The following is a 22975-nucleotide window of genomic DNA, read 5'->3' as shown; positions in this document are numbered from 1 at the left end:
CAGCACCATGACCGAGTTCGCCAAAATCCTCATCGCCAACCGCGGCGAGATTGCCATTCGCATCATGCGGGCCGCCAATGAGATGGGCAAAAAGACGGTCGCGGTCTATGCCGAAGAGGACAAGCTGGGCCTGCACCGCTTTAAGGCCGATGAAGCCTACCGCATCGGCGAGGGGCTTGGACCGGTCGCGGCCTACCTCAGCATTGATGAAATGATCCGGGTGGCCAAGGCAAGTGGTGCGGATGCGATCCACCCCGGCTATGGCCTGCTGTCGGAAAACCCCGAATTCGTGGACGCCTGCGAACACAACGGCATCGCCTTTATTGGCCCGCGTGCGGAGACCATGCGTGCCCTTGGCGACAAGGCCAGCGCGCGGCGCGTCGCGATGGCCGCTGACGTGCCGGTGATCCCCGCAACAGAAGTGCTGGGCGACGACATGGCTGCGATCAAGAAAGAAGCCGGTGCCGTCGGCTATCCCTTGATGCTCAAAGCGTCATGGGGCGGTGGCGGGCGCGGCATGCGCCCGATAAACAACGAAAAAGAACTGCCCGAAAAGGTCATGGAAGGCCGCCGCGAGGCCGAAGCGGCATTTGGCAACGGCGAGGGCTATCTTGAAAAGATGATCCAAAGAGCCCGCCACGTCGAAGTGCAGATTTTAGGCGACAAGCATGGCAACATCTACCACCTGTTTGAACGCGATTGCTCCGTTCAGCGCCGCAATCAGAAAGTCGTTGAACGCGCGCCCGCCCCCTATCTGACCGAAGAGCAGCGTGCGGAAATCTGCGAGTTGGGCCGCAAAATCTGTGCCCATGTGGATTACGAATGCGCCGGCACCGTCGAATTCCTGATGGATATGGACGATAACAAATTCTATTTCATCGAGGTGAACCCGCGGGTCCAGGTCGAACACACCGTCACCGAAGAAGTCACCGGCATCGACATTGTGCGCGCGCAAATCCTGATCGCCGAAGGCAAGACGCTGGCCGAAGCCACAGGCAAGACTGAGCAGTCCCAGATCACCCTCAACGGTCACGCACTACAAACCCGCGTCACCACCGAGGACCCGCTGAACAATTTCATCCCCGACTATGGCCGCATCACCGCCTACCGGTCTGCCACAGGGATGGGGATCCGGCTGGACGGCGGCACAGCCTATGCAGGCGGCGTGATCACGCGCTATTATGACAGTCTATTGACCAAAGTGACCGCCAAGGCCCCGACCCCCGAAATGGCCATCGCGCGGATGGACCGGGCATTGCGCGAATTCCGGGTGCGCGGTGTTTCGACCAACATCGCTTTTGTCGAGAACCTGCTGAAACACCCGACGTTCCTGAACAACGAATACACCACCAAATTCATCGACCAGACACCAGAGCTTTTCCAGTTCAAGAAACGCCGTGACCGCGCCACCAAAGTACTGACCTATATCGCGGATATCACTGTGAACGGCCATCCCGAGACCAAGAATCACGCCCGTCCACCTGCCCACGTCCGCGACCCCAAACCGCCAGCCCGCCGCGCAGAGCCGCAAATGGGCACCCGCAATCTTTTGGAGCAAAAAGGCCCCAAGGTTGTGGCCGAATGGATGGGCCAACAGCGGCAATTGCTGATCACCGACACCACCATGCGTGACGGGCACCAGTCCTTGTTGGCCACACGGATGCGCAGCCACGATATGATCAAGGTGGCCCCCGTCTATGCCGCCAATCTGCCACAGCTTTTCAGCGTCGAATGCTGGGGCGGTGCGACCTTTGATGTGGCTTATCGGTTCTTGCAGGAATGCCCCTGGCAGCGCCTGCGCGATCTGCGGGCGAGCCTGCCCAACGTCATGACCCAGATGCTGCTGCGTGCCTCAAACGGGGTGGGCTATACCAACTATCCCGACAATGTCGTGCAAAAATTTGTGGCAACTGCCGCCAACACCGGCGTCGATGTGTTCCGTGTCTTTGACAGCCTGAACTGGGTTGAAAACATGCGCGTGGCGATGGATGCCGTGGTTGAGGCGAACAAGGTCTGCGAAGGCACCATTTGTTATACCGGCGACATCTTTGACCCGGATCGCGCCAAATATGACCTGAAATATTATGTCGCCATGGGTCAGGACCTCAAGGCCGCGGGGGCGCATGTGCTGGGCCTCAAGGACATGGCAGGCTTGCTCAAACCCGCGCAGGCCCGTGTGCTGATCAAGGCGCTGAAATCCGAGGTCGGCCTGCCAATCCATTTCCACACCCATGACACCGCAGGAAGTGCATGTGCGACCATACTTGCGGCATCAGATGCAGGTGTTGATGCGGTCGATTGCGCAATGGATGCGTTTAGCGGCAACACCTCTCAGGCAACACTGGGAACGGTTGTGGAATCGCTGCGCCACACGGACCGCGATACCGGGCTGGATATGCGCGCAGTGCGCGAAATCTCTGATTACTGGGAAGAGGTGCGTGGCCAGTACGCGGCCTTCGAGACTGGCATGCAGGCCCCGTCATCCGAAGTTTATCTGCACGAAATGCCCGGCGGTCAGTTCACCAACCTCAAGGCGCAAGCATCCTCGCTTGGCCTTGATGACCGCTGGCCCGAAGTCGCGCGCACCTATGCGGACGTGAACAAGATGTTTGGGGATATCGTCAAGGTCACGCCCTCCTCCAAGGTCGTGGGTGACATGGCGTTGATGATGGTGTCTCAGGGGTTGACCCGAGCGCAGGTTGAAGACCCTGATACCGACGTGTCGTTTCCCGATTCCGTGATCGACATGATGCGCGGCAATCTGGGCCAGCCTCCGGGCGGCTTTCCAGATGGCATCGTTAAAAAGGTTCTCAAGGGAGAGGCTCCGAACCTTGAACGCCCCGGAAAACACCTGCCCGCTGTCGATATCGAAGCAACCCGCGCAGAGTTGTCCAAAGAACTCGAAGGCATGGAAATCGACGATGAGGATCTGTGCGGCTATCTGATGTACCCCAAGGTCTTCCTTGATTACATGGGCCGCCACCGCATTTATGGCCCGGTGCGCACCTTGCCGACACCGACATTCTTTTACGGTATGGAACCCAGCGAAGAAATCTCGGCCGAGATTGACCCCGGCAAGACCTTGGAAATCCGGATGCAGGCGGCGTCAGATACCAACGAGGATGGCGAGGTCAAAGTGTTCTTTGAACTGAATGGCCAACCCCGTGTGATCCGCACGCCGAACCGTCTGGTCAAAGCCACCACTGCCAAGCGGCCCAAGGCCGAGGCAGGCAATGACAATCACATCGGCGCGCCGATGCCGGGGGTTGTCGCTTCGGTGGGTGCTCTTGTGGGCCAAAAGGTGCGCGCGGGCGATCTGTTGTTGACGATCGAAGCGATGAAGATGGAAACCGGCATCCATGCAGAGCGCGATGCGGTGGTCAAGGCCGTCCATGTGACTGCGGGTGCGCAGATTGATGCAAAGGATCTGCTGGTCGAGTTGGAGTGAAGGGCGGGTATGATGCGTGATCCCGCAGGCTGGCTGTCTGGACGTTTGTCAGCACCGCTGCGTTGAACATTGTGACTCGGCAGCGCTTGGCCAGACGCAACAACTGGTTCAGCATGGCCAGCGGAGCAATCCAAATCAGCCCAACTTGGTTGTGGGAATCGCGTCGCGGGCTATATTCTAGCAAGGCGGGTATCACCCGTCTTTTTGGGAGAACATCATGAAGCAGTTAATTTTAGCCGCGACAGCAGGGATCTTGTTTGCGGGAGCGGCCTTTGCGGACGGTCATCGCAACCCGGCACCAGAAGGCGCGCAGGCCTATATCATCTCACCGGCGGACGGTGCGACGGTATCAAACCCTGTGACAATTGTTTTCGGCCTTGCGGGCATGGGCATTGCGCCAGCTGGCACCGAAATGGACAATACCGGCCATCATCACCTGCTGATCAATACCGACCCAAGCACGCTGGACCTCGACTCTGGGCTGCCAGCAACCGACCAGATCGTCCATTTCGGTGGTGGTCAGACACAGGTGACCAAAGAACTGCCTGCAGGCACCCACACCCTGCAAATGCTGCTGGGCGACTGGAGCCACGTGCCGCACGATCCGCCAGTCATGAGTGAGGTCGTCACAATCACGGTGAACTAGACCGGAGGCACGAGCCGCATGCAACTGTCAGCCCTCACCCTCATCGTCCCCGATTATGATACCGCGATTGCGTATTATTGCGATGTCATGGGCTTTGTCCTGACCGAGAACATTGATCAGGGCCGCAAGCGTTGGGTGCGGGTCACACCACCGGGCAGCGGCACCGGCTTCATTCTGGCTCGCGCGGACGATCCTGCGCAGGTCGCCGCCGTCGGCAATCAAGGTGCAGGCCGGGTCTGGCTTTTCCTGCAAACGGATGATTTTGCAGTGGATCATACCCGGCTCAAAGCAGCGGGCGTGCAGTTTGAAGAAGAGCCGCGCCATGAACCTTACGGCACCGTCGCCGTTTTTCGCGACACCTTTGGCAACCGCTGGGATCTGATCGGCCCCTAGGCCAGATTTCCCAACAAGCCGTCCGTTTTGCCACATTGCCTTTCCAACAATGATGTCTATCTTTTTGCCATGCCCTACGAATGGACCAGCCCGCCACAGGCCCCGCGGCAACAGATGCGCCTGTGGCCCCATCAATCCCTGCCCCCGCGCGGGTTTGCCGCGTTTATTCTGGCGACCTTTATCCTGATCCTGATTCCGACATTGCCGCTGCTGGGGACCGTTCTGTTGTGGGGCCTTTTGCCTTTCACGCTCTTGGCCGTGGGCGGTATGTATCTGGCCTTGCAGAAAAACCACCGTGCCCGTCAGATCGAAGAGGTGCTGACCCTCGATGACGACACCGCGCGTCTGACCCACACCAGCCCCAAGGGCGAGGTCAAGGAATGGGATTGCAACCGCTATTGGGCGCAGGTGCTGAAGTACGAAGAAGGGGGCCCGGTGCCCCATTATGTGACCTTGCGTGGGCACGGTCGCGAGGTCGAAATCGGGGCCTTCCTCAGCGAGGATGAGCGTAAAGATCTATTTGAAGACCTCAAACGCAGTTTACATCGCTAGACCGCACAAAGGATCAAGCCTCGCCTTGGTGAACGTTAATTCTGGACCTCAGGCCATTGATTTCGCAAGAAAATCAAAAACGATCCGAAGCCGCCGTGAGGTTCTCAATTCCCTGTGCGCCACCAGCCAAAAGTCATAGCGAAACGGCTCAAGCCAAGTGGCGATGCGGGCCATGCTGGCGGTGTCATCGCCGATCCTTTCGGCCATCACGCCAATGCCGATCCCCTGCTGTACCATGTGCCACTGTACCAGATGCGATCCTGAGCTTGCGATAAACTGCTGCGCCAGAACGGGCACCCCATATGCGTTCAGCCCGTCCAGAAAAGACTGGTTGTCATCGAAACCGACAAAGTCCGCCTGCGCCAATTGGGCCGGTGTATCGAACGGCCCCGCCCGGTCGAGATAGCTTTGTGCGGCATAAAGGCGGGCCACCCCCGGTCGCAGCTTGCGGGCGATCAAATCGGGGTCATCAGGGGCCACATGGCGCAGAGCGATGTCTGCCTCACGGCGGCGCAGGTCACGCAACGCATTGCTCGCCACCACCTCAACCCGAATGCCGGGATAGGTGCGGCGCAGATCGGCCAGTATCGGCGGCAGCACATAGGCCGAGGTCACCTCGCTCGCTGTGATGCTGACCGGCCCCTCAATGGAATGTGCCTGTCCCGACGCGATGCGGGACAGGCCATAAGCCGCCTCGCCCATGTTGCGCACATACTCCAACATTTCGAGCCCCGCCGGGGTTGGCACCAATCCGCGCCCGGCCCGTTCAAACAAAGCCACGCCAAGTTCTTCTTCAAGCGCGTTCACCTGGCGGCCCAGCGTCGGCTGTGCCAACCCAAGCGCCCGCGCGGCCGCAGACAGCGACCCTTCCTCAGCGGTGACGAGGAACGCGCGCGCGCGATTCCAATCAAATGATATTTTACTCCAATCCATGCATTCATGCATACCATACAGGCTAATTTGGTCAATTCCATTCACATTTGTTCAGATGTAGAGAAGGACAACTCTGAATTGGAAAGAACGCTCATGCCCGCTCAAATACCCAGCCGCCGGAACATTCGGTTTTGGAACTTCATCGCAAAGAAATATTCCAGAGACAAGATTGCAGACCAGCCCAGCTATGAACGCAAGCTGCGCGAGACCCGCGCGCTTTTGCGCGACGACATGCAGCTGCTGGAAATCGGCACCGGTACCGGCAGCACCGCGATCCTACATGCCCCCCATGTTGCCCATATCCATGCAATCGATCTGTCACAAAAAATGCTCGACATTGCGCAGACCAAGACCAAAGCCGTCGGCGTCGATAACATCAGCTATCAACAGACCTCAGTCGAAGAATTTGGCGCAGCCAAAGGCACTTACGATGTCATCCTGGCCCTGTCGGTGCTACATCTGGTGCAGGACTACAAAGCGACGTTGGCCAAACTGCACGGCTTGCTGAAGCCAGGCGGATATCTGGTGGCCAGCACGGTCTGCATGGCCGATACGATGCCAGCATTCAAGTTTCTGTCGATCCCAGGACATGCGCTTGGCCTGCTGCCAAAGCTTACCTATTTTACCGCAGATACATTGCTCTCAGAAATGCGCGCGGCGGGTTTCACAGTGCAAAGCCATTGGCGGCCCGGGCCGGCAAGAGCGCTTTTTACCATTGCTCGTAAGCTCTAGACTTCAACGGTGCCGTTCAGCTCAAACGCTCCTTGACCATCGGCCCGACCAAGCCGAAATCCATCTGCCCGGTGTACTTGCCTTTCAGCAAGCCAATCACCTTACCCATGTCCCGGATTGAGGTGGCACCAACTTCGGCAATCGCCTTGTCCACGGCGGCGGTGGTTTCCTCTTCGCTCAACTGGCGCGGCAGGAACTCTTCGATGACCGTGATCTCTTCACGCTCGCGCTCGGCCAGATCAAGCCGCCCACCCTCTTCGTAGGCGCGTGCCGATTCCATCCGCTGCTTGGCCATTTTGCCAAGGATCGCAAGAACTTCCGCCTCAGGGACGCCATCGTCGTTGCCTGTAGCGCGGGCTGCAATGTCTTTGTCTTTGATGGCCGCGCTGATCAGGCGCAGCGTCGACAGCCGATCTGCCGCCTTGTCTTTCATTGCCTGTTTAAGGGCGTCTGAGATGCGGGTACGCAATGCCATGGCTTTATCCTGTGCTCTGTCGCTTATTTAAGGCTGGGACCATAGCCGTTGCCGCATGAACAGGCAATGCCAAGTAACCTCTGGTAAGCTATTGATAAAAATAGAAATCTCATTTTTGCTCGGGTCTTGACGATGGATGCAGGCAAGCGTAGGTTCGCCCCGTTTATCCACGTAAAATCTCGCCCGGAGGCACCTCCCATGTCCGCGCCCTCTCATCCCCGCCCGACCGCCTGTCTTGCCTTGGCGGATGGGTCATTGTTCTATGGCATGGGCTTTGGCGCGACGGGACAGACGGTTGCCGAGGTTTGTTTCAACACCGCGATGACCGGCTATCAGGAAGTCATGACAGACCCGTCATATGCGGGCCAGATTGTCACATTCACCTTCCCACATATCGGCAATGTCGGCACCAATCCCGCAGATGACGAATCCGGTGATCCGGTGGCTGCCGGTATGGTGGTCAAATGGATGCCGACAGAACCCAGCAACTGGCGCAATGCGCAAGAATTGTCACCGTGGCTGGCCGCACGCGGCCGGATCGCAATCGGCGGCATCGACACGCGCCGCCTGACCCGCGCAATCCGCCATACCGGGGCACCCCACGCCGCATTGGCGCATGATCCCGAGGGCAATTTTGACATCGAAGCACTGATCGCCGCAGCACGTGGTTTTGCGGGCCTCGAAGGCATGGATCTGGCCAAGGATGTGACCTGCGCACAATCGTACCGCTGGAATGAAATGCGGTGGGCATGGCCTGACGGATTTGCGCCGCAGGTTGATGCGAAACACAAGGTTGTTGCCGTGGATTATGGCGCAAAGCGCAATATCTTGCGGTGTCTGGCCTCTGCTGGTTGTGAAGTGACGGTGCTGCCTGCGACGGCAACCTACGACGACATTATGGCGCATGATCCTGATGGCGTGTTTTTGTCCAATGGCCCCGGTGATCCGGCGGCGACAGGTGCCTATGCGGTGCCAATGATCCGCGATGTGCTGAACAAGACAAAGCTGCCGGTTTTCGGGATTTGTCTTGGCCACCAAATGCTGGCCCTCGCCTTGGGTGCCAAGACCATCAAGATGAGCCACGGACACCATGGCGCCAATCATCCGGTCAAAGACCGTGACACCGGCAAAGTTGAGATCACCTCGATGAACCATGGTTTTGCGGTCGATGCACAGACCCTGCCCGACGGTGTTCTGGAAACGCATGTATCGCTTTTTGACGGGTCCAACTGCGGCATCCGGATGGCTGACCGGCCCGTATGGTCGGTTCAGCATCATCCCGAAGCCTCGCCCGGACCGCAAGACAGCTATTACCTGTTTGAACGTTTTGCCGAAGCGATGGCGGATCGCGCTGTGGCAACCCCGGCGTAACCAAGCGTCTAACAACACGATTGTCGCCCACACCGTTAACTTTTCGTTAACGTATTGTTAACATTGCATTAACCGTTCGCTGTCACCTTTGCCTCTGGATAGAAGTTAAGGGTGACAGGGACATGAGTAACCTTCGCCTCCATTTGCTGGACCCGCAGGTTGCAAACCCAACGCCCCCACAGCAACCACTTGGGCGTTATTTGGTGAATGAAGGAATTATTACTGCAGCCGATCTGGTGCATGCACTTGAGCTGCAATGCCGCATCGACGCCCCCCTTGGCGAGATCATGATCTCTGAAGGGTTGGTCAGTCGCGCTGATGTGCTGGCAGCGCTCTCTCACCAGCACAATGCCCAATTGGTCAATCTGGACGACGATCCACCGCCTGCGCATCTGACCCGTTGCCTGCCCGCGGCGCTCTGCCTCAGGTTTCATGCTGTGCCCTGGATGGAAGTGGACGAAACCCTCTTGGTCGCCACCAGCCGGCCTGACCTGTTTGAAAAATTCCGCATCTGCATGGGCCCGGCCGGACAGCGGATGTTGCCGGTAATTTCGGAACAAACCCAAATCCAAGCACACCTGTCCCGTCTGTATGGCGCTGAACTGGCACAAAAGGCCGCAACACGTGTGCCTGCCGCTGAAAGCTGCCGCACATGGGAAGTAAGCTCACTGTCCCGCAATATCTGGGCGTCCGGCATTGCCGCCTTTTGCGTGCTGGCCCTTGTCCTTGCACCGCATTGGGCCGTCACGGTGCTGATGATCTGGGCCTTTGTGACTTTGATGATGAGCACGGCCCTCAAAGCCGCTGCTTTCTGGTCACAGATGTCGCATAATCTGTCTGGCAGACCCGAAGCCGTGGACGTAAAACTTGCGCCCTTTCGGCTGCCGCGTGTGTCCATACTGGTGCCTTTGCTTAAAGAAAAAGAGATCGCCGGTGCATTGATCACCCGGCTGGCGCGGCTGACCTATCCAAAATCACTACTGAATGTTGTGCTGGTTTTGGAACAGGGTGATACCGTGACCCGCCGCACCATTGCCCGCACCGATCTGCCCGAATGGATCAGCGTCATCGAAGTGCCCGAGGCCAACGGCCTGACCACCAAACCGCGCGCCTTGAACTATGCGCTCGATTTTTGTCATGGCAGCATCATCGGGGTCTGGGATGCAGAGGACGCACCAGAACACGATCAGCTTGAACGGGTCGTGAACAGGTTTCAGCAAGCCCCCGAAAACGTCGCCTGCCTGCAGGGCATTCTGGACTATTACAATACGCAGACCAACTGGATTTCCCGTTGTTTTACAATCGAATACGCGACGTGGTGGCGGATGATTCTACCGGGCCTTGCGCGATTGGGGTTTGTTATTCCTTTGGGAGGAACGACCCTGTTCTTTCGCCGCGATATTCTTGAAAAACTCTGTGGCTGGGACGCGCATAACGTGACCGAGGATGCAGATCTGGGTGTGCGGCTGGCCCGACACGGCTATATCACCGAATTACTGCCCACCGTCACCCACGAAGAAGCAAACTGCCGCGCGTGGCCGTGGGTGCGGCAACGTTCACGCTGGCTCAAAGGTTTTTTGATCACCTGGTGCGTTCACATGCGCAACCCCGCAGCACTGTTGCGCGACCTGGGCTGGAAACGGTTTCTGGGCGTTCAAACCCTGCTGTTGGCCACGTTCTCTCAATTCGCCTGTGCACCGCTGTTATGGTCTTTCTGGCTCACCGTCTTTGGGGTCTCTCACCCGGTTGCATTGACCCTGGGTGCGCCGGTGATGTGGACAATGGCCGTGTGTTTCATTGTAGCCGAGGTATTCACTCTGACAATTTCAATGGTCGCGGTGTCGGGTCGGGAACACCGGCATCTGATGGGCTGGGTGTTGACCACGCCACTCTATTTCCCGATGGGCGCGTTGGCGGCCTACAAAGGCTTGCATGAATTCATCGTAAACCCGTTTTTCTGGGACAAGACCGAACACGGGGTGCATGTGAAATCAAAGAGGTAGGACTATTCGTCCTCGCGCCGCGCCGCCTCTTGCTTCAGCCGGGTCACGAAGGCCACCGAAATATGGGTGCGCAATGCTTCATCCGCGCCATCCTCATCGCGTGCCTCAATCATCTTTACGATGTGATCATGTTCGGCCTGCGCAATCGCCCCGCGCCCCTCGACAGCAAGCGATGACGTGGCCATCAACGCCATTGAACGGTGGACCAAATCCAATTGCTGCACCAAATAGCGGTTGTGCGAGGCGAGGTGGATTTGTTTGTGAAACCGCCGGTTCGCCCGCGCAAGTGCCCCCGGATCGCCGGTAAGTGCGTTGTCTTGTTCGACCATGTCACGCAGCACACCGATCTCTTCGACGGTGGCATGGCGTGCGGCAAGCCGTGCGGCCAGACCTTCAAGCTCCCCGCGCACAACATAAAGTTCAGCGGTTTGATTGTGATCAAGCGATGCGACAATCAGGCTGCGCCCGTCGCGTGCCAACAACGACTGCGTTTCAAGCCGTTGCAATGCCTCGCGCACCGGCGTGCGTGACACACCAAACCTCTCTGCCAACTCATTCTCGACCAGCCGGTCACCGGGACGGTAGATACCAACATCAATGGCATCCAAGATCATTGAATAAGCATCTGTTGATCCGGTTTTGGGCGCAAGCATTGGATTTCTTCCTCAAAGATGCGTCACCCTACCGCCCGCGTCCATTTGCGCAAGCCCGCAGTCTTGCGTGGCCCCCCTGAACACCCTACCACAGCATCATGCCTCGTGATGCTTTCTCTCACGTTCAGACATGGGTTTTTGATCTGGACAACACGCTTTACCCGCCCTCCGCGCGGCTGTTTGATCTGATTGATGTGCGCATGACGGCGTGGATCATGGATGTTCTCAACGTCGATAAGGCCGAGGCCAATCGTTTGCGCCTGCATTATTGGGAGGTTCACGGCACCACATTAGCCGGGCTGATGCGCGAACATGGTGTGGATCCTGCCGGCTATCTTGAACATGTGCATGACATATCAATGGACCGCCTGACGCCGGATCCAGCATTGGCGCGGGCCATTCGCGCCCTGCCCGGCAGACGGATCGTGTACACGAATGGCTGTGCACCCTATGCTGAACGGGTACTGGCCGCACGCGGGCTCTCAGGGCTTTTTGATGCGGTTTACGGCGTGGAACATGCCGGATTTCTGCCCAAACCTGAACGTGCCGCCTTTGATACAGTTTTCACGATTGATGGGCTCAACCCGGCGACCTCTGCCATGTTTGAGGATGATGCCCGTAATCTTGCTGCCCCACATGCGATGGGAATGCGCACCGTGCATGTGGCCCCAGAGCGGGATCTGGGCGCGCATGTGCACTTTCACACAGACGATTTGGGTGGTTTTCTTCACAGTCTGCTGAACTAGGTGACAATGATGGATTTTGACTGTGGCATATTGATTTCTGGTGGCGGCATTGCCGGGCTGACCGCTGCGGCGGCCTTCGGCACAGCTGGATTTGATGTGATCTGCGTTGATCCGACCCCGCCCGTGACCCGCAGCGATGCATCCGGGGCCGACATGCGCTCTACCGCGATGCTGCAACCGGCCCGCGCTGTACTTGAGGCGGCGGGCATCTGGGCGCATCTGGCCCCGCATGCCGCACCCTTGCAGGTCATGCGCATTGTTGATGCAGGTGGGCCTGAGCCAGAACCAAAAGTGACCCGGGAATTCGATGCGTCCGAGATTTCGGATCAGCCGTTTGGCTGGAACTTTCCCAACTGGCTGCTGCGCCGCGAATTGCTGGCGCGGTTGGCAGAGTTGCCAAATGTCGATTTCCGCCCCGGCACCGGCACCACGACCCTGTTCACCCGCACCGCATCAGCCCGCGTGGGACTGACCGACACCAGCAAGATCACCGCAAAGCTGGTCATTGCCGCCGATGGCCGCGACAGCCCCATGCGTCAAGCGGCTGGCATTGAGGTCCGCACACGGCGGTATGGTCAAAAGGCCCTGGCCTTTGCCGTCACCCACCCCATTCCACATGACAATGTGTCCACTGAAATCCACCGCAGTGGCGGACCCTTCACACTAGTCCCGCTGCCGGATCTGGACGGGATGCCCTCATCCGCCGTGGTGTGGATGGATAACGGGCCCGCAACCATCGCCCGCGCTACAAGTGACGTGGCAAAGTTTGAGGCGGACATGTCGCAAAGGTCCTGCCACCTTTTTGGGCCACTAACGCTTGCCAGTTCGCGCGCCGTCTGGCCGATCATCAGCCAGCATGCCAAGCGTCTGTCTGGGGAACGCATCGCGCTGATTGCCGAAGCAGCGCACGTGGTGCCACCAATTGGCGCGCAAGGTCTGAACATGTCGCTCAATGACCTCGCGACCTTGTTGGAATTGGCGCAAAACAGGCGCGACACATTGGGCGATGCCACGATGCTTGACGCGTACCACAAGGCCCGGTTCGCTGACATTCAACTGCGGGTGCGCGGAATTGACCTGCTCAACCGCGCCTCACAGGCCAGCAACCCGCTGGCGCGTGACGCCCGCGCCGCAGGGCTGAACGCGCTTTATGCGATGGCTCCTGTGCGCAAGATGTTGATGCAGATGGGGCTTGGGATGCGCTAGCGACACGCCCACCTGGCCATCAATTGCGCTATAGCACCTCGTCCAACACACCCGACAGACGCGCCAGGGTGCCATCAATATCATAGAGCTTGTCCAACCCGAACAGACCCAGCCGGAACGTGCTGAACCCCTCAGGCTCACCCACTTGCAGCGGCACCCCGGCAGCAATCTGCATGCCTTTGGCGGCAAAGGCCTTGCCTGATTTCACATCCGGGTCATTGGTATAGCTGACCACCACACCCGGCGCGCCAAAACCCGGCGCGGCAACCGAAACGACACCCCGATCTGCCAGCAGATGCCGCACAGCATCACCCAAGCGCCATTGCGCCTCTTTCAGCCGTTCAAATCCGTATTCTTTGGTTTCCAGCATCGTATCGCGAAAACCCCGCAGCGCGTCAGTTGGCAGGGTCGCATGATAGGCGTGCCCCCCGTCCTCATAGGCCTTCATGATGCTGCGCCACTTGGCCAGATCAAGGGCAAAGCTGTCCGATTGGGTTTCTGCCAGCCGTGCCTCGGCACGGGCCGACATCATCACCAGGCCTGCAGAGGGGGACGCGCTCCATCCCTTTTGGGGGGCCGAGATCAGCACATCAATACCGAGCGCCTTCATATCAACCCACGCACAGCCCGACGCGATGCAATCAAGCACCATCAGCGCCCCAATCTTTTGGGCAGCGGCGGACATCGCCGCGATGTAGTCATCCGGCAAGATCATGCCCGCACTGGTTTCCACATGCGGGGCAAAAACCACCTGCGGTTTTTGGTCTTGAATGGCGGCCACCACATCATCAATCGGTGCTGGCGCAAACGGTGCAACCGTCGCATTGCCCTGGGGCCGCGCTTTTAGCACGGTCGCGCTGGCGGTCAGGCCGCCGCTTTCGATGATCTGACTCCATCGATAGGAGAACCAGCCGTTGCGCACAACCAACACGTCCTTGTCACGGGCAAATTGCCGCGCCACTGCTTCCATCCCGTAGGTTCCCCCACCGGGGACCAGTGCCACCGCATCGGCATGATAGACCTCGCGCAACAGCTCAGAAATATCGCGCATGACCTGCTGAAATGCCGCAGACATATGGTTGAGGGATCGGTCGGTGAACACCACCGAAAATTCATCAAGCCCCTCGGGATCGATAGAACTGAGTATCGCAGCCATGGTATTCTCCTTGTTGGACCGCCCACAATTAGCGCCTTTGTGACTGCCCCGAAAGGGTCAAGAAACCGCGCACCCGCCCGCGCGCCTTATTCCCGCCACAATTTGCCACAATATTGACGTAGTTACGGGCACAGATCCGTTTAGGGCAGGACAGACGGGCGCAGATCCGTCGACTTATTGAGATGGCAGATACAACGCTTTTGCTGAATGGCTTCAGCATTATAGGCAATCCACAGTCGAACACCAATGCGAGCAATGGTGGGAACCTTTTCATCCACGGCGGCACCGCTGTGTTTGAAGCGGACGATATCATTGTGTTTACCGTGACCAATGTGACGGCCAACGGAACCCTGACCGACACTTCAGTGGTCACCGGTGTGATCGTCTACGACAACGCAACCGATTACTATTATGACATCCCCAAATTCAACTATTCTGGCACCGCCGACATCGACATTGGCCGCAATTCAATGGGTGACCGGTATCTGGAATTTGACGCAAGCGGGCTGACCTCGACCGATCCGGGAGCGCCCGTTCTGAACGATCTCGCGGTTGTTGCAGGTGTCAATATTCTGGCCACGCTTGCGTCAACCAATGGCCCGCTGAGCATCGCGACGAACGAGGATATCGACCTGAACGCCGACGGAATTATCAGCCCAGGGGAACAGGGAGACGGGTCGTTTTCCAGCAGTCTCAACACCTTGGCAGTGATTTGTTTTGCGAAGGGTACCCTGATCGAAACCCCTGATGGCCCCCGCTATATCGAAACACTCAAATTGGGCGATCTGGTCAACACGCTGGACAACGGTCCACAAAAGATACGCTGGATCGGCTCTCAGACTCTGCCAGGATATGGCACCACGGCACCCGTCCACATCGCAGCAGGAGCGCTTGGCAACATCAGGCCGCTTGTGGTGTCCCAGAACCATAGAATGCTGATCAACGGTGCGCGTGCAGAATTGTTGTTTGGACAAGCCGAAGTCTTGGTTGCGGCCAAGCACCTTGTTGATGGCGATAGCTGCCGAATCGTGCCCTGCGCCAGCGTCAGCTATTATCATTTCCTGTTTGACGACCATCAGATCGTCTTTGCAGAAGGCTGCCCCACGGAAAGCCTTTATCCCGGCTCCCAGACGCTTGATGTTGTCGCACCGGACGAGCGCGATGAAATCGTCGCCCTGTTCCCTGAACTGACTGAGTCCAAAAATGCGCTTCCGCTGACCCGCCCCGCTTTGCGCCAATACGAAGCACTTGCCCTGCGCCAGATTGCTTAAGGTCACGACCTAAAGCGGACCCGGCAATCGCTCTTCGCTCAATAGGACATTCGCCTCAACCTCCCCTGCCCCCGGCAAGGTCATGATCCGCCGCCGCAGCACCCGCTCAAAATCCGGCAGATCACGCGCAACGACCCGCAAGCGGTAATCATAAAGCCCCAGCACATGTTCCACGGTTTGCACCTCAGGAATGGCTACCACCGCACGTTCGAAATCATCCAGACTGACCCGGCCTTTGGTTGCCAGTTTCACACCCAGAAACACCGTCACGCCAAACCCCAGACTTTCTGCATTCAGGTGCAGACGCCGCCCGGCGATCACACCCGCCTCTTCCAGCCGTCTGATTCTGCGCCATGTGGCAGGCTGCGAGAGCCCGAACCGCCGCCCCAGCGCGCTCGCACTTTGGCTTGCGTCCTTTACCAGTGCGCGGATCAACCCCCGATCAATATCGTCAATCTGTGTCACAGCGGCAGCCCCTGATCCGATTTGATCCGCGCCACCTGCATCAGCGCCTCGATATCTGCGATATGCGGCAAGGTCAGGATCCGACCGCGATAAATCTGCTGATAATGCGCCATATCACGCGCAATGATGGATAGCCGCACGTCCACCCGGCCCAGAAAGGTCTGCAATTCAATCACCTCGGGCACTTTGCGCGCCTCAGCCATAAAGGCATCAAATGCGTTGCCTTGAGTTTTATCCAGCGTGATCCGCAGGCTGACCTCAACCGCATAGCCCAGCGCCACCCAGTCAACCACCGCGCCCACGCCGCGCAGAATACCATCCTCTTGCAGCCTGGCTATCCGCCGTGCCGCCTTGCCTGGCGTCATCCCGCAGCGGTCCGCAAGTTCGCCCGGACTGAGGCTTGGTTCTGCCTGCCAGTACCGCAACAACCGACGATCGACATCATCAAGCATGATTTTTCCGTTTAATGGACATGTGGCGCATTATCATCTTCATCTAGTCAAATAAACTCATAAAACAGCAATGGTCAATCGCGCGCGCATGGCTATGTTCGCCCCCAGAGACGAAACCAATTAAAAGGACCGCCTATTATGCGCGTTTACTATGACCGTGACTGTGACGTTAACCTGATCAAAGACAAAAAAGTCGCCATCCTGGGCTATGGCTCTCAGGGCCACGCCCACGCGCTGAACCTGCGCGACAGCGGTGCCAAGAACCTTGTTGTTGCGCTGCGCGACGGGTCCGGGTCCAAGGCAAAAGCCGAAGGCGAAGGCCTCAAGGTAATGGAAATTGCCGAAGCTGCCGCCTGGGCCGATGTAATTATGTTCACCATGCCCGACGAATTGCAGGCCGAAACCTACAAAAAATACGTGCATGACAACATCCGCGAAGGTGCAGCAATTGCATTTGCCCACGGCCTGAACGTACATTTTGGCCTGATCGAGCCCAAAGCCGGCGTTGATGTGATCATGATGGCCCCCAAAGGTCCCGGCCACACCGTGCGCGGCGAATACACCAAAGGCGGCGGCGTGCCGTGCCTTGTAGCCGTAGACAATGACGCCTCTGGCAAAGCACTTGAAATTGGTCTGTCCTATTGCTCTGCCATCGGCGGTGGTCGTTCCGGCATCATCGAAACGAACTTCCGCGAAGAATGCGAAACCGATCTCTTTGGTGAACAGGCCGTGCTGTGCGGTGGTTTGGTCGAACTGATCCGCATGGGTTTTGAGACATTGGTCGAAGCAGGCTATGCGCCCGAGATGGCCTATTTCGAATGCCTGCACGAAGTGAAACTGATCGTCGACCTGATCTATGAAGGCGGCATCGCCAACATGAACTATTCGATCTCGAACACGGCCGAATACGGCGAATACGTCTCTGGCCCGCGCATCCTGCCGTATGATGAGACAAAGGCAAAGATGAAGGCGGTTCTGACAGACATCCAGAACGGCAAGTTTGTGCGCAACTTCATGTTGGAAAATGCTGTTGGTCAACCGTCGTTCAAGGCAACCCGCCGCATCAACGACGAACACCAGATCGAACAGGTTGGTGCCAAGCTGCGCGAGATGATGCCTTGGATCTCTGCAGGCAAGATGGTCGACAAGGCCAAGAACTAAGGCGGCCATAGTTCGGCCTGTAACGAACCAGATACGATTGACCCTGGCCCTCAAGCCGGGGTCATTTAAGTAAAGGCACATATCAAGACAAAAAGCGGGATGACATGACCGAAACCGACGCCCCGCAGATCACCAGAACAAGCTGGTTCATGATCGCCCTTCTGGCCTTCATTTGGGGCGGCACATTTTTGGTGACCGAAGTGGCACTGACCGGCATCACCCCGTTCTGGCTTGCCGCCTCACGCATCGGTTTTGCCGCTGTGGTGATGGGGTTGATCTGGGGGGTGCGGGGGTTCCCGCTTTTCAAGAGCACCCCGTCGACTGGCCATATCGTGGCCATGCTTTTCATTGGCATGGCCTCCTCCGCAGTCCCATTTTCGCTGCTCGCCTGGGGTCAGCAATATGTCACTTCGGGATTTGCCGGCGTCTCCATGGCCTCGGTTGCCCTCATCGTGCTGCCATTGGCGCATTTCATGGTCCCCGGCGAACGCATCACTCCGCGCAAATCACTTGGGTTTCTTGTGGGATTTTGCGGTGTCGTGATCCTGATCGGAGGTCAGGCATTTGAAAGCACTGGCACGGCTCTGGAATTTCCCGGTCGGATGGCCTGTATCGGCGCAGCAAGTTGTTACGCGCTCAGCTCAATCCTGATGCGCCGGTTGCCGCAGGTTGACGCCATCGGGCTTGCCACGGTTTTGTTGATCATCGGCGGCAGCGTCGCGATCCCCATGGCCCTGATTATTGAAGGGCCGCCACCGGCTCCATCGCCAAAGATCCTGCTGGTACTGGCGTTCCTCGGCCTTGTCCCAACAGCCGCCGCCAATTTCCTCAGAGTGCTGGTTGTGCGCAGCGCGGGTCCGGTCTTCATGTCTTTGGTCAACTACCAGGTGCCCGTCTGGTCCGTGGTGCTGGGCGCACTGATCTTGTCCGAACCGCTGCCCCCGTCGCTGATTTACGCGATGGCATTGATCCTCGCTGGCTTGGGTCTCAGCCAATATGGCGCGCTGAAACGACTGTTTTCCGCGCGCGGCTGACCCAGTTCACCCTTTCAAAAATACCGATGCACGACGCCTGAGCACACGCATAAATCAACAACAGAAGCGCCAAATCAAATATGTCGTGCGCACCCGAAGGGTGCGCGCCTTTGGATCAGGCCGAAACCGCCTGTTCAACGGCGGCAACGACACTGTCCACCGCCCCCTCCATCAACCCGGCATCCTCATGCTCGGCCATCACCCGTATCAATGGCTCCGTGCCTGAGGCCCGGATCAACAACCGACCTTTGCCTGACAGATCGGCTTCGGCCTGTGCGATGGCGGCCTGCACGTGGGGATTGTCCAAGGGGGCCTGATCCGCCCCGAAAGCCACGTTTTTCAAAAGCTGCGGCACCGGTTCAAACTGGTTCAGCAATACCGAAGACGGCTCGCCCGACCGTACCATTTCGGCCAGAAACTGCAGCCCGGCCATCAATCCGTCGCCGGTGGTGGAGTAATCGGTCATGACAATATGACCGGATTGTTCCCCACCAAGATTGAACCCGCCCTGCCGCATCCGCTCCACCACATGGCGGTCCCCGACACTGGTGCGTTCCAGCCGCAATCCCTGACGCTGCAGGAAATGATCAAGCCCCAGATTGCTCATTACAGTGGCCACAAGTGCGCGGCCCTTGAGCCTGTCTTCCGACGCCCAGCGTGCCGCCATCAGCGCCATGAACTGATCGCCATCGCCGACTTTGCCGTTTTCATCCAGCAGAATAACCCGGTCCGCGTCCCCATCCAGACAAATGCCAACATGGGCACCATGTGCGACAACCGTTTCCGCCGCAGATTGCGGATGGGTTGATCCGCACCCTTCGTTGATGTTGTGGCCCGTTGGGCTGACGCCGACGGGGATGACTTCTGCGCCCAACTCCCACAGCGTTTCGGGGGCGACTTTGTAGGCTGCTCCATTGGCACAATCGACCACGACTTTCAGGCCATCCAGCCGCATCTGGCGCGGGAACGAAGATTTCACCCGTTCGATATAGCGATATCGGCCATCATCAATCCGCTTGGCGCGTCCAATCTCAACGGCCGGGGTGGGTTCCACCCCGTTCGCCACCAACGCCTCAATGTCAGCCTCGGCCTGATCGGACAATTTGTACCCATCAGGTCCGAAAAACTTGATCCCATTATCCTGCGCCGGGTTGTGGCTGGCTGAAATCATGACGCCAAGGTCCGCGCGCATGGAGCGTGTCAGCAAGCCAACCGCCGGTGTGGGCACTGGGCCCAGCAACAGCACGTTCATGCCGGTGCTCGTCAACCCGGCGGTAAGCGCATTTTCGAACATATACCCTGACAACCGGGTATCCTTGCCAATCACCACCCGGTGCACGCCGGTGTTGTCGCGCCTAAAATACCGCCCCACAGCAGCGCCAATGCGCAAGGCCATTTCTGCGGTCATAGGATGGATGTTGGCTGTGCCGCGCACACCATCGGTTCCGAACAATTTTGTCATGTCTCAAGTCCTAGCATGGCGGCGCGCCACAGCGCGACGGCCTGTATCGTTTCAGGCACATCATGCACACGTAGCATCTGAATACCATGCGTCAGCGCCGCCAATGCCACACCAATTGACCCCGGTGCGCGATCTGTCGCCTCAGGTGCATTTCCGATGGTGCCTATGAACCGCTTGCGCGATGCCCCAAGCAAGATCGGCACACCCAATCCGTGAAAGAGGCTGAGCCGGGCCAGCAAGGTCAGGTTGTGCTGCCGGGTTTTGCCAAAACCAATGCCGGGGTCCGCAATGATCCGGGCGCGCGGAATGCCTGCGGCCTCCAACATCTGGATCTGGCGTTCGAGGAAATCATATACGTCAAGCAGCACGTCGTCATACCGGGGGTCTTGTTGCATTGTCGCGGGATCACCCAGCGCATGCATGACACAGACAGGCAGGTTTTGCCCGGCACAATAAGGTGCCAACCCCGGATCAAAGGTAAATCCAGAGACATCATTGACCAGATTGGCCCCTGCCGCGACAGCCGCCTGCGCCACCGCCGCCTTGCGGGTATCGATTGAGATTGCATGGGCAACACCCGCCGCACGCAGGCCTTGGATTACCGGAACAACACGCTGAATTTCCGCCTCAACTGCAAGTGTGGCCGCACCCGGTCTGGTGGATTCGCCGCCCACATCCAGCAGGTCCACGCCCGCATTCAGCATCGCGGTGCCAGTGGCCACCGCATCAGCCGCCGCCGCGTTGACGCCACCGTCTGAGAAACTGTCTGGTGTGGCGTTCAGGATGCCCATCACTCGGGGCCGGTCCATGCCAAGACCTGCAATGTCCGCACGCGCGCTGGTCAGCCTCGTCATGACATCTGCCGGCAGTACATCCGCAGGCAAAATCTGCAGCGCCTCTCCCCGGCCAAGAACCTCGACATGGGTGAACCAGCCCCAGCCGCCAGCGATCTGCAAGGCCGTGTCGGGCCGGGCGGGTCCGACCTGCACAAGGGGTCTGAAATACCTTTCCCGTGCGCTCACAGTTGATCCTGATCTGCTGATGCCGCCCGCAAGGGGACCGATGCGCCGTCGGGCAGTTCCGCGCCCACAACCAACATTTCCTGCGCATCAAATGTCGCTGCGAACCACGCCGCCAAGGCAACAGCATCGCGCGGTTGGGCTGATGGCGTGTCCACCGCGTCCAACACAATTTTAGAGGGTGCCCAGACGCAGGTCTGGCCGTTCTTCATCGCCCAGTCCAGTTCTGTCCGGGTCTCGACCACCACGCACCGGTCATCCTTGGCCGCCAGCACCCAGGCGTTTTGTTCAATCGCGAGCAGATCAATTCGCCGCTGCGCCATGCGGTGCGGTACCTGCGGCGCTGGCGCGTCAGAGGACGCTCCGACACATATTATCAGCGGTCTGCCCAGCGCCTCAAGTTGATCAATCCAGCCCCCAAGGTGCGGCGATGCAATGGCCGCATTGCTGAGATACACCAATTCGGGATGCGGCACGTCGCCCTGGCTGAGGTCTGGTGGCGGTGCGCCGTCACGTGCGCGCACGATCTCGACACCCAATGCACCGGGGCCACGGTCGAGTTTCTCAATACGCACAAACACCCGCATCGCTTGCGGTTCCAGCAAGATGCGTTCGGCCACCCGTTCGGCCAATGTCTCAAGCAGGTTCAGCCGTTCATCTGCCAGCTCAAATGCGATCGCCTCGGTCACGCGGTCATACGACAGGATGCGGTCCACATCATCGTCGATTGGTCCTGTCAGAGGCTGAACTTCGACCACGACATTAAAGCAAATGCGCTGAGTGACACCGCGCTCTGCCTGAAACGCGCCAATTTCAACCTCGACGATATGATCGCGCAGCGAAATTCGGTCCAGCGGGTCGTCACCTGCCATGGCTTCTGCGCGCTCTGAGGGGTGCCCAAAGGCAAGGCGGACTTCGTTCGACATGGAATGGGCTTTCGCAGTACTGAATTCACGACCAACCTAGCCGATAGAGAGTAATTAACAGGTCGGGGAGCGTCAGGCCAGACTGCGAAAGCGGCGACAGACCCGCGTGTCAGTTAGACGCGGACCGCCATGTGTGCCGGTAAAACAGGTGCTGCCCGATGCGTGCCGTCTTGGTATAGACCCGCGCCCAGCTTGGGCGCACGGCCGTGGTGTGATAATGCGTCGCACCATCTGTCAATTTCGGCGCATTTCCATCAAGGATTACACGGGCCACTTTGCTCACCCGTGTGAATGCCATTGGCTCAGCTATGACTTCTTTATTGCCGTCACAGGTATAGGTGAACTGGCAGCCGTATTTCTTGCCCGTGCCCTGATGTATCACACCGCAAAGCGATCCGGGAAAACGGGCACTTTTGACCCGGTTCATGATTACTTCGGCAACGGCAAACTGACCTTTGACCGTCTCACCGCGCGCCTCGAAATAAAGCGCCTCAGACAGACAACGCCATTCAGCACTGCCTTTGGCTTTGGGTTGGGCGTCGATCCAGCTGCGCGAATATTGCACCGATCCGGGCGCAACTGTCGCAGGGGTGATCATCGCCTTGAGCCGTTTGCTGCCGGTATACTTCAGGCCCTGTGTTTCTGTCCGAGCCAGCCCTTCGGCGGTGTCCGGATTGGCAATTGCACCAAATGGGACTGCCGAAACAACTGCAATCAGCAGCAAGAAATATGTGACCCTTAGCAAACGCATGGAGCGCCTCAATCGTTGGAAATACTCCGGGCCGACTAACCAAGAAGGCGCTCTACGTAAACCCCGGGGACATTATGTTACGCGAAAAGCCGCCCACCGCCACAATCTGTAGCGCTTTGG

22 protein-coding genes are annotated in these 22975 nt (G+C 58.4%); 12 read left to right on the top strand and 10 right to left on the bottom strand.

Annotation, left to right across the window (positions count from 1 at the left end):
- Positions 1 to 7: 7 nt before the first annotated feature.
- From ACEWL3_RS04585 to ACEWL3_RS04570, 4 genes are all read left to right on the top strand, one after another.
- Entirely contained in the window at positions 8 to 3448 is a 3441-nt protein-coding gene (locus tag ACEWL3_RS04585) for a pyruvate carboxylase (RefSeq protein WP_386179571.1), read from the top strand.
- A gap of 217 nt (positions 3449 to 3665) precedes the next feature.
- Positions 3666 to 4094 (top strand): DUF4399 domain-containing protein, encoded by a 429-nt coding sequence (locus ACEWL3_RS04580; RefSeq protein WP_386179568.1) that lies wholly within the window; start codon positions 3666 to 3668, stop codon positions 4092 to 4094.
- 18 nt (positions 4095 to 4112) lie between these two features.
- On the top strand, positions 4113 to 4487 hold the full coding sequence (locus ACEWL3_RS04575) for a VOC family protein (RefSeq protein ID WP_386179565.1): 375 nt from the start codon (positions 4113 to 4115) through the stop codon (positions 4485 to 4487).
- A gap of 69 nt (positions 4488 to 4556) precedes the next feature.
- Positions 4557 to 5039 (top strand): DUF2244 domain-containing protein, encoded by a 483-nt coding sequence (locus ACEWL3_RS04570; RefSeq protein ID WP_386180472.1) that lies wholly within the window; start codon positions 4557 to 4559, stop codon positions 5037 to 5039.
- Between the two features lie 48 nt (positions 5040 to 5087).
- On the opposite strand, the gene ACEWL3_RS04565 is transcribed toward ACEWL3_RS04570, so the two are convergent.
- Positions 5088 to 5972: a LysR family transcriptional regulator gene (locus ACEWL3_RS04565; RefSeq protein WP_386179563.1), complete on the bottom strand. Its 885-nt coding sequence runs from the start codon at positions 5970 to 5972 to the stop codon at positions 5088 to 5090.
- 93 nt (positions 5973 to 6065) lie between these two features.
- Here ACEWL3_RS04565 and ACEWL3_RS04560 point away from each other — a divergent pair, with 93 nt between their 5' ends.
- A complete protein-coding gene (locus ACEWL3_RS04560; protein ID WP_386179561.1) occupies positions 6066 to 6704 on the top strand; it encodes a class I SAM-dependent methyltransferase in 639 nt (212 codons plus the stop codon).
- Positions 6705 to 6720: 16 nt separating this feature from the next.
- Here ACEWL3_RS04560 and ACEWL3_RS04555 read toward each other — a convergent pair whose 3' ends face one another.
- Positions 6721 to 7179, bottom strand: a complete 459-nt coding sequence (locus tag ACEWL3_RS04555; RefSeq protein ID WP_386179558.1) for a GatB/YqeY domain-containing protein — start codon at positions 7177 to 7179, stop codon at positions 6721 to 6723.
- 198 nt (positions 7180 to 7377) lie between these two features.
- Between ACEWL3_RS04555 and carA the strand changes: the two genes are divergently transcribed.
- A complete protein-coding gene (gene carA, locus ACEWL3_RS04550) occupies positions 7378 to 8550 on the top strand; it encodes a glutamine-hydrolyzing carbamoyl-phosphate synthase small subunit (protein ID WP_386179555.1) in 1173 nt (390 codons plus the stop codon).
- Between the two features lie 122 nt (positions 8551 to 8672).
- Positions 8673 to 10553 carry a glycosyltransferase gene (locus ACEWL3_RS04545; RefSeq protein ID WP_386179552.1) on the top strand — a complete coding sequence of 627 codons (1881 nt, stop codon included), beginning with the start codon at positions 8673 to 8675 and terminating at the stop codon, positions 10551 to 10553.
- Positions 10554 to 10555: 2 nt separating this feature from the next.
- On the opposite strand, the gene ACEWL3_RS04540 is transcribed toward ACEWL3_RS04545, so the two are convergent.
- A complete protein-coding gene (locus ACEWL3_RS04540) occupies positions 10556 to 11206 on the bottom strand; it encodes a GntR family transcriptional regulator (RefSeq protein WP_386179550.1) in 651 nt (216 codons plus the stop codon).
- Between the two features lie 98 nt (positions 11207 to 11304).
- On the opposite strand from ACEWL3_RS04540, the gene ACEWL3_RS04535 reads away from it, so the two are divergent.
- Together ACEWL3_RS04535 and ACEWL3_RS04530 are read left to right on the top strand one after the other, a co-directional pair.
- Positions 11305 to 11952 carry a pyrimidine 5'-nucleotidase gene (locus ACEWL3_RS04535; RefSeq protein WP_386179547.1) on the top strand — a complete coding sequence of 216 codons (648 nt, stop codon included), beginning with the start codon at positions 11305 to 11307 and terminating at the stop codon, positions 11950 to 11952.
- Positions 11953 to 11961: 9 nt separating this feature from the next.
- The gene (locus ACEWL3_RS04530) at positions 11962 to 13158 is read left to right on the top strand and encodes a UbiH/UbiF family hydroxylase (RefSeq protein ID WP_386180469.1); all 1197 of its coding nucleotides are present in this window, start codon (positions 11962 to 11964) and stop codon (positions 13156 to 13158) included.
- A gap of 28 nt (positions 13159 to 13186) precedes the next feature.
- Here the strand turns inward: ACEWL3_RS04530 and ACEWL3_RS04525 are convergent, their stop codons facing one another.
- Complete coding sequence (locus tag ACEWL3_RS04525) at positions 13187 to 14314, bottom strand: aminotransferase class V-fold PLP-dependent enzyme (protein ID WP_386179544.1); 1128 nt, start codon at positions 14312 to 14314, stop codon at positions 13187 to 13189.
- Positions 14315 to 14496: 182 nt separating this feature from the next.
- Between ACEWL3_RS04525 and ACEWL3_RS04520 the strand changes: the two genes are divergently transcribed.
- Complete coding sequence (locus ACEWL3_RS04520; RefSeq protein WP_386179541.1) at positions 14497 to 15585, top strand: Hint domain-containing protein; 1089 nt, start codon at positions 14497 to 14499, stop codon at positions 15583 to 15585.
- Positions 15586 to 15594: 9 nt separating this feature from the next.
- Here the strand turns inward: ACEWL3_RS04520 and ACEWL3_RS04515 are convergent, their stop codons facing one another.
- The gene (locus tag ACEWL3_RS04515; RefSeq protein WP_386179538.1) at positions 15595 to 16050 is read right to left on the bottom strand and encodes an Lrp/AsnC family transcriptional regulator; all 456 of its coding nucleotides are present in this window, start codon (positions 16048 to 16050) and stop codon (positions 15595 to 15597) included.
- A complete protein-coding gene (locus ACEWL3_RS04510) occupies positions 16047 to 16502 on the bottom strand; it encodes an Lrp/AsnC family transcriptional regulator (RefSeq protein ID WP_386179536.1) in 456 nt (151 codons plus the stop codon). The genes ACEWL3_RS04515 and ACEWL3_RS04510 overlap by 4 nt, the downstream gene beginning before the upstream one ends.
- 138 nt (positions 16503 to 16640) lie before the next feature.
- On the opposite strand from ACEWL3_RS04510, the gene ilvC reads away from it, so the two are divergent.
- Entirely contained in the window at positions 16641 to 17663 is a 1023-nt protein-coding gene (ilvC, locus tag ACEWL3_RS04505; protein ID WP_386179533.1) for a ketol-acid reductoisomerase, read from the top strand.
- A 104-nt stretch (positions 17664 to 17767) separates the two neighbouring features.
- Entirely contained in the window at positions 17768 to 18697 is a 930-nt protein-coding gene (locus ACEWL3_RS04500; protein ID WP_386179530.1) for a DMT family transporter, read from the top strand.
- A gap of 115 nt (positions 18698 to 18812) precedes the next feature.
- On the opposite strand, the gene glmM is transcribed toward ACEWL3_RS04500, so the two are convergent.
- The 4 genes from glmM to ACEWL3_RS04480 form a co-directional block, all read right to left on the bottom strand.
- Entirely contained in the window at positions 18813 to 20159 is a 1347-nt protein-coding gene (gene glmM / locus ACEWL3_RS04495; protein ID WP_386179527.1) for a phosphoglucosamine mutase, read from the bottom strand.
- Entirely contained in the window at positions 20156 to 21181 is a 1026-nt protein-coding gene (gene folP / locus ACEWL3_RS04490) for a dihydropteroate synthase (protein WP_386179524.1), read from the bottom strand. The genes glmM and folP overlap by 4 nt, the downstream gene beginning before the upstream one ends.
- The gene (locus ACEWL3_RS04485) at positions 21178 to 22104 is read right to left on the bottom strand and encodes a dihydroneopterin aldolase (RefSeq protein WP_386179522.1); all 927 of its coding nucleotides are present in this window, start codon (positions 22102 to 22104) and stop codon (positions 21178 to 21180) included. The genes folP and ACEWL3_RS04485 overlap by 4 nt, the downstream gene beginning before the upstream one ends.
- A 109-nt stretch (positions 22105 to 22213) precedes the next feature.
- Positions 22214 to 22855, bottom strand: a complete 642-nt coding sequence (locus ACEWL3_RS04480; RefSeq protein WP_386179520.1) for a cell wall hydrolase — start codon at positions 22853 to 22855, stop codon at positions 22214 to 22216.
- Positions 22856 to 22975 lie beyond the last annotated feature (120 nt).

It is taken from the genome of Sulfitobacter sediminivivens, assembly GCF_042611115.2.
Taxonomy (GTDB): domain Bacteria; phylum Pseudomonadota; class Alphaproteobacteria; order Rhodobacterales; family Rhodobacteraceae; genus Sulfitobacter; species Sulfitobacter sediminivivens.
Note: the sequence above shows the minus strand (reverse complement) of the source record. Positions and strands in the feature narration are given on the sequence as shown.

Coding starts and splice junctions, on each gene's coding strand:
- ACEWL3_RS04585 (WP_386179571.1), top strand. CDS start 8: ATGACCGAGTTCGCCAAAATCCTCATCGCCAACCGCGGCGAGATTGCC.
- ACEWL3_RS04580 (WP_386179568.1), top strand. CDS start 3,666: ATGAAGCAGTTAATTTTAGCCGCGACAGCAGGGATCTTGTTTGCGGGA.
- ACEWL3_RS04575 (WP_386179565.1), top strand. CDS start 4,113: ATGCAACTGTCAGCCCTCACCCTCATCGTCCCCGATTATGATACCGCG.
- ACEWL3_RS04570 (WP_386180472.1), top strand. CDS start 4,557: ATGCCCTACGAATGGACCAGCCCGCCACAGGCCCCGCGGCAACAGATG.
- ACEWL3_RS04565 (WP_386179563.1), bottom strand. CDS start 5,972: ATGGATTGGAGTAAAATATCATTTGATTGGAATCGCGCGCGCGCGTTC.
- ACEWL3_RS04560 (WP_386179561.1), top strand. CDS start 6,066: ATGCCCGCTCAAATACCCAGCCGCCGGAACATTCGGTTTTGGAACTTC.
- ACEWL3_RS04555 (WP_386179558.1), bottom strand. CDS start 7,179: ATGGCATTGCGTACCCGCATCTCAGACGCCCTTAAACAGGCAATGAAA.
- carA (WP_386179555.1), top strand. CDS start 7,378: ATGTCCGCGCCCTCTCATCCCCGCCCGACCGCCTGTCTTGCCTTGGCG.
- ACEWL3_RS04545 (WP_386179552.1), top strand. CDS start 8,673: ATGAGTAACCTTCGCCTCCATTTGCTGGACCCGCAGGTTGCAAACCCA.
- ACEWL3_RS04540 (WP_386179550.1), bottom strand. CDS start 11,206: ATGCTTGCGCCCAAAACCGGATCAACAGATGCTTATTCAATGATCTTG.
- ACEWL3_RS04535 (WP_386179547.1), top strand. CDS start 11,305: ATGCCTCGTGATGCTTTCTCTCACGTTCAGACATGGGTTTTTGATCTG.
- ACEWL3_RS04530 (WP_386180469.1), top strand. CDS start 11,962: ATGGATTTTGACTGTGGCATATTGATTTCTGGTGGCGGCATTGCCGGG.
- ACEWL3_RS04525 (WP_386179544.1), bottom strand. CDS start 14,314: ATGGCTGCGATACTCAGTTCTATCGATCCCGAGGGGCTTGATGAATTT.
- ACEWL3_RS04520 (WP_386179541.1), top strand. CDS start 14,497: ATGGCAGATACAACGCTTTTGCTGAATGGCTTCAGCATTATAGGCAAT.
- ACEWL3_RS04510 (WP_386179536.1), bottom strand. CDS start 16,502: ATGCTTGATGATGTCGATCGTCGGTTGTTGCGGTACTGGCAGGCAGAA.
- ilvC (WP_386179533.1), top strand. CDS start 16,641: ATGCGCGTTTACTATGACCGTGACTGTGACGTTAACCTGATCAAAGAC.
- ACEWL3_RS04500 (WP_386179530.1), top strand. CDS start 17,768: ATGACCGAAACCGACGCCCCGCAGATCACCAGAACAAGCTGGTTCATG.
- glmM (WP_386179527.1), bottom strand. CDS start 20,159: ATGACAAAATTGTTCGGAACCGATGGTGTGCGCGGCACAGCCAACATC.
- ACEWL3_RS04485 (WP_386179522.1), bottom strand. CDS start 22,104: ATGTCGAACGAAGTCCGCCTTGCCTTTGGGCACCCCTCAGAGCGCGCA.
- ACEWL3_RS04480 (WP_386179520.1), bottom strand. CDS start 22,855: ATGCGTTTGCTAAGGGTCACATATTTCTTGCTGCTGATTGCAGTTGTT.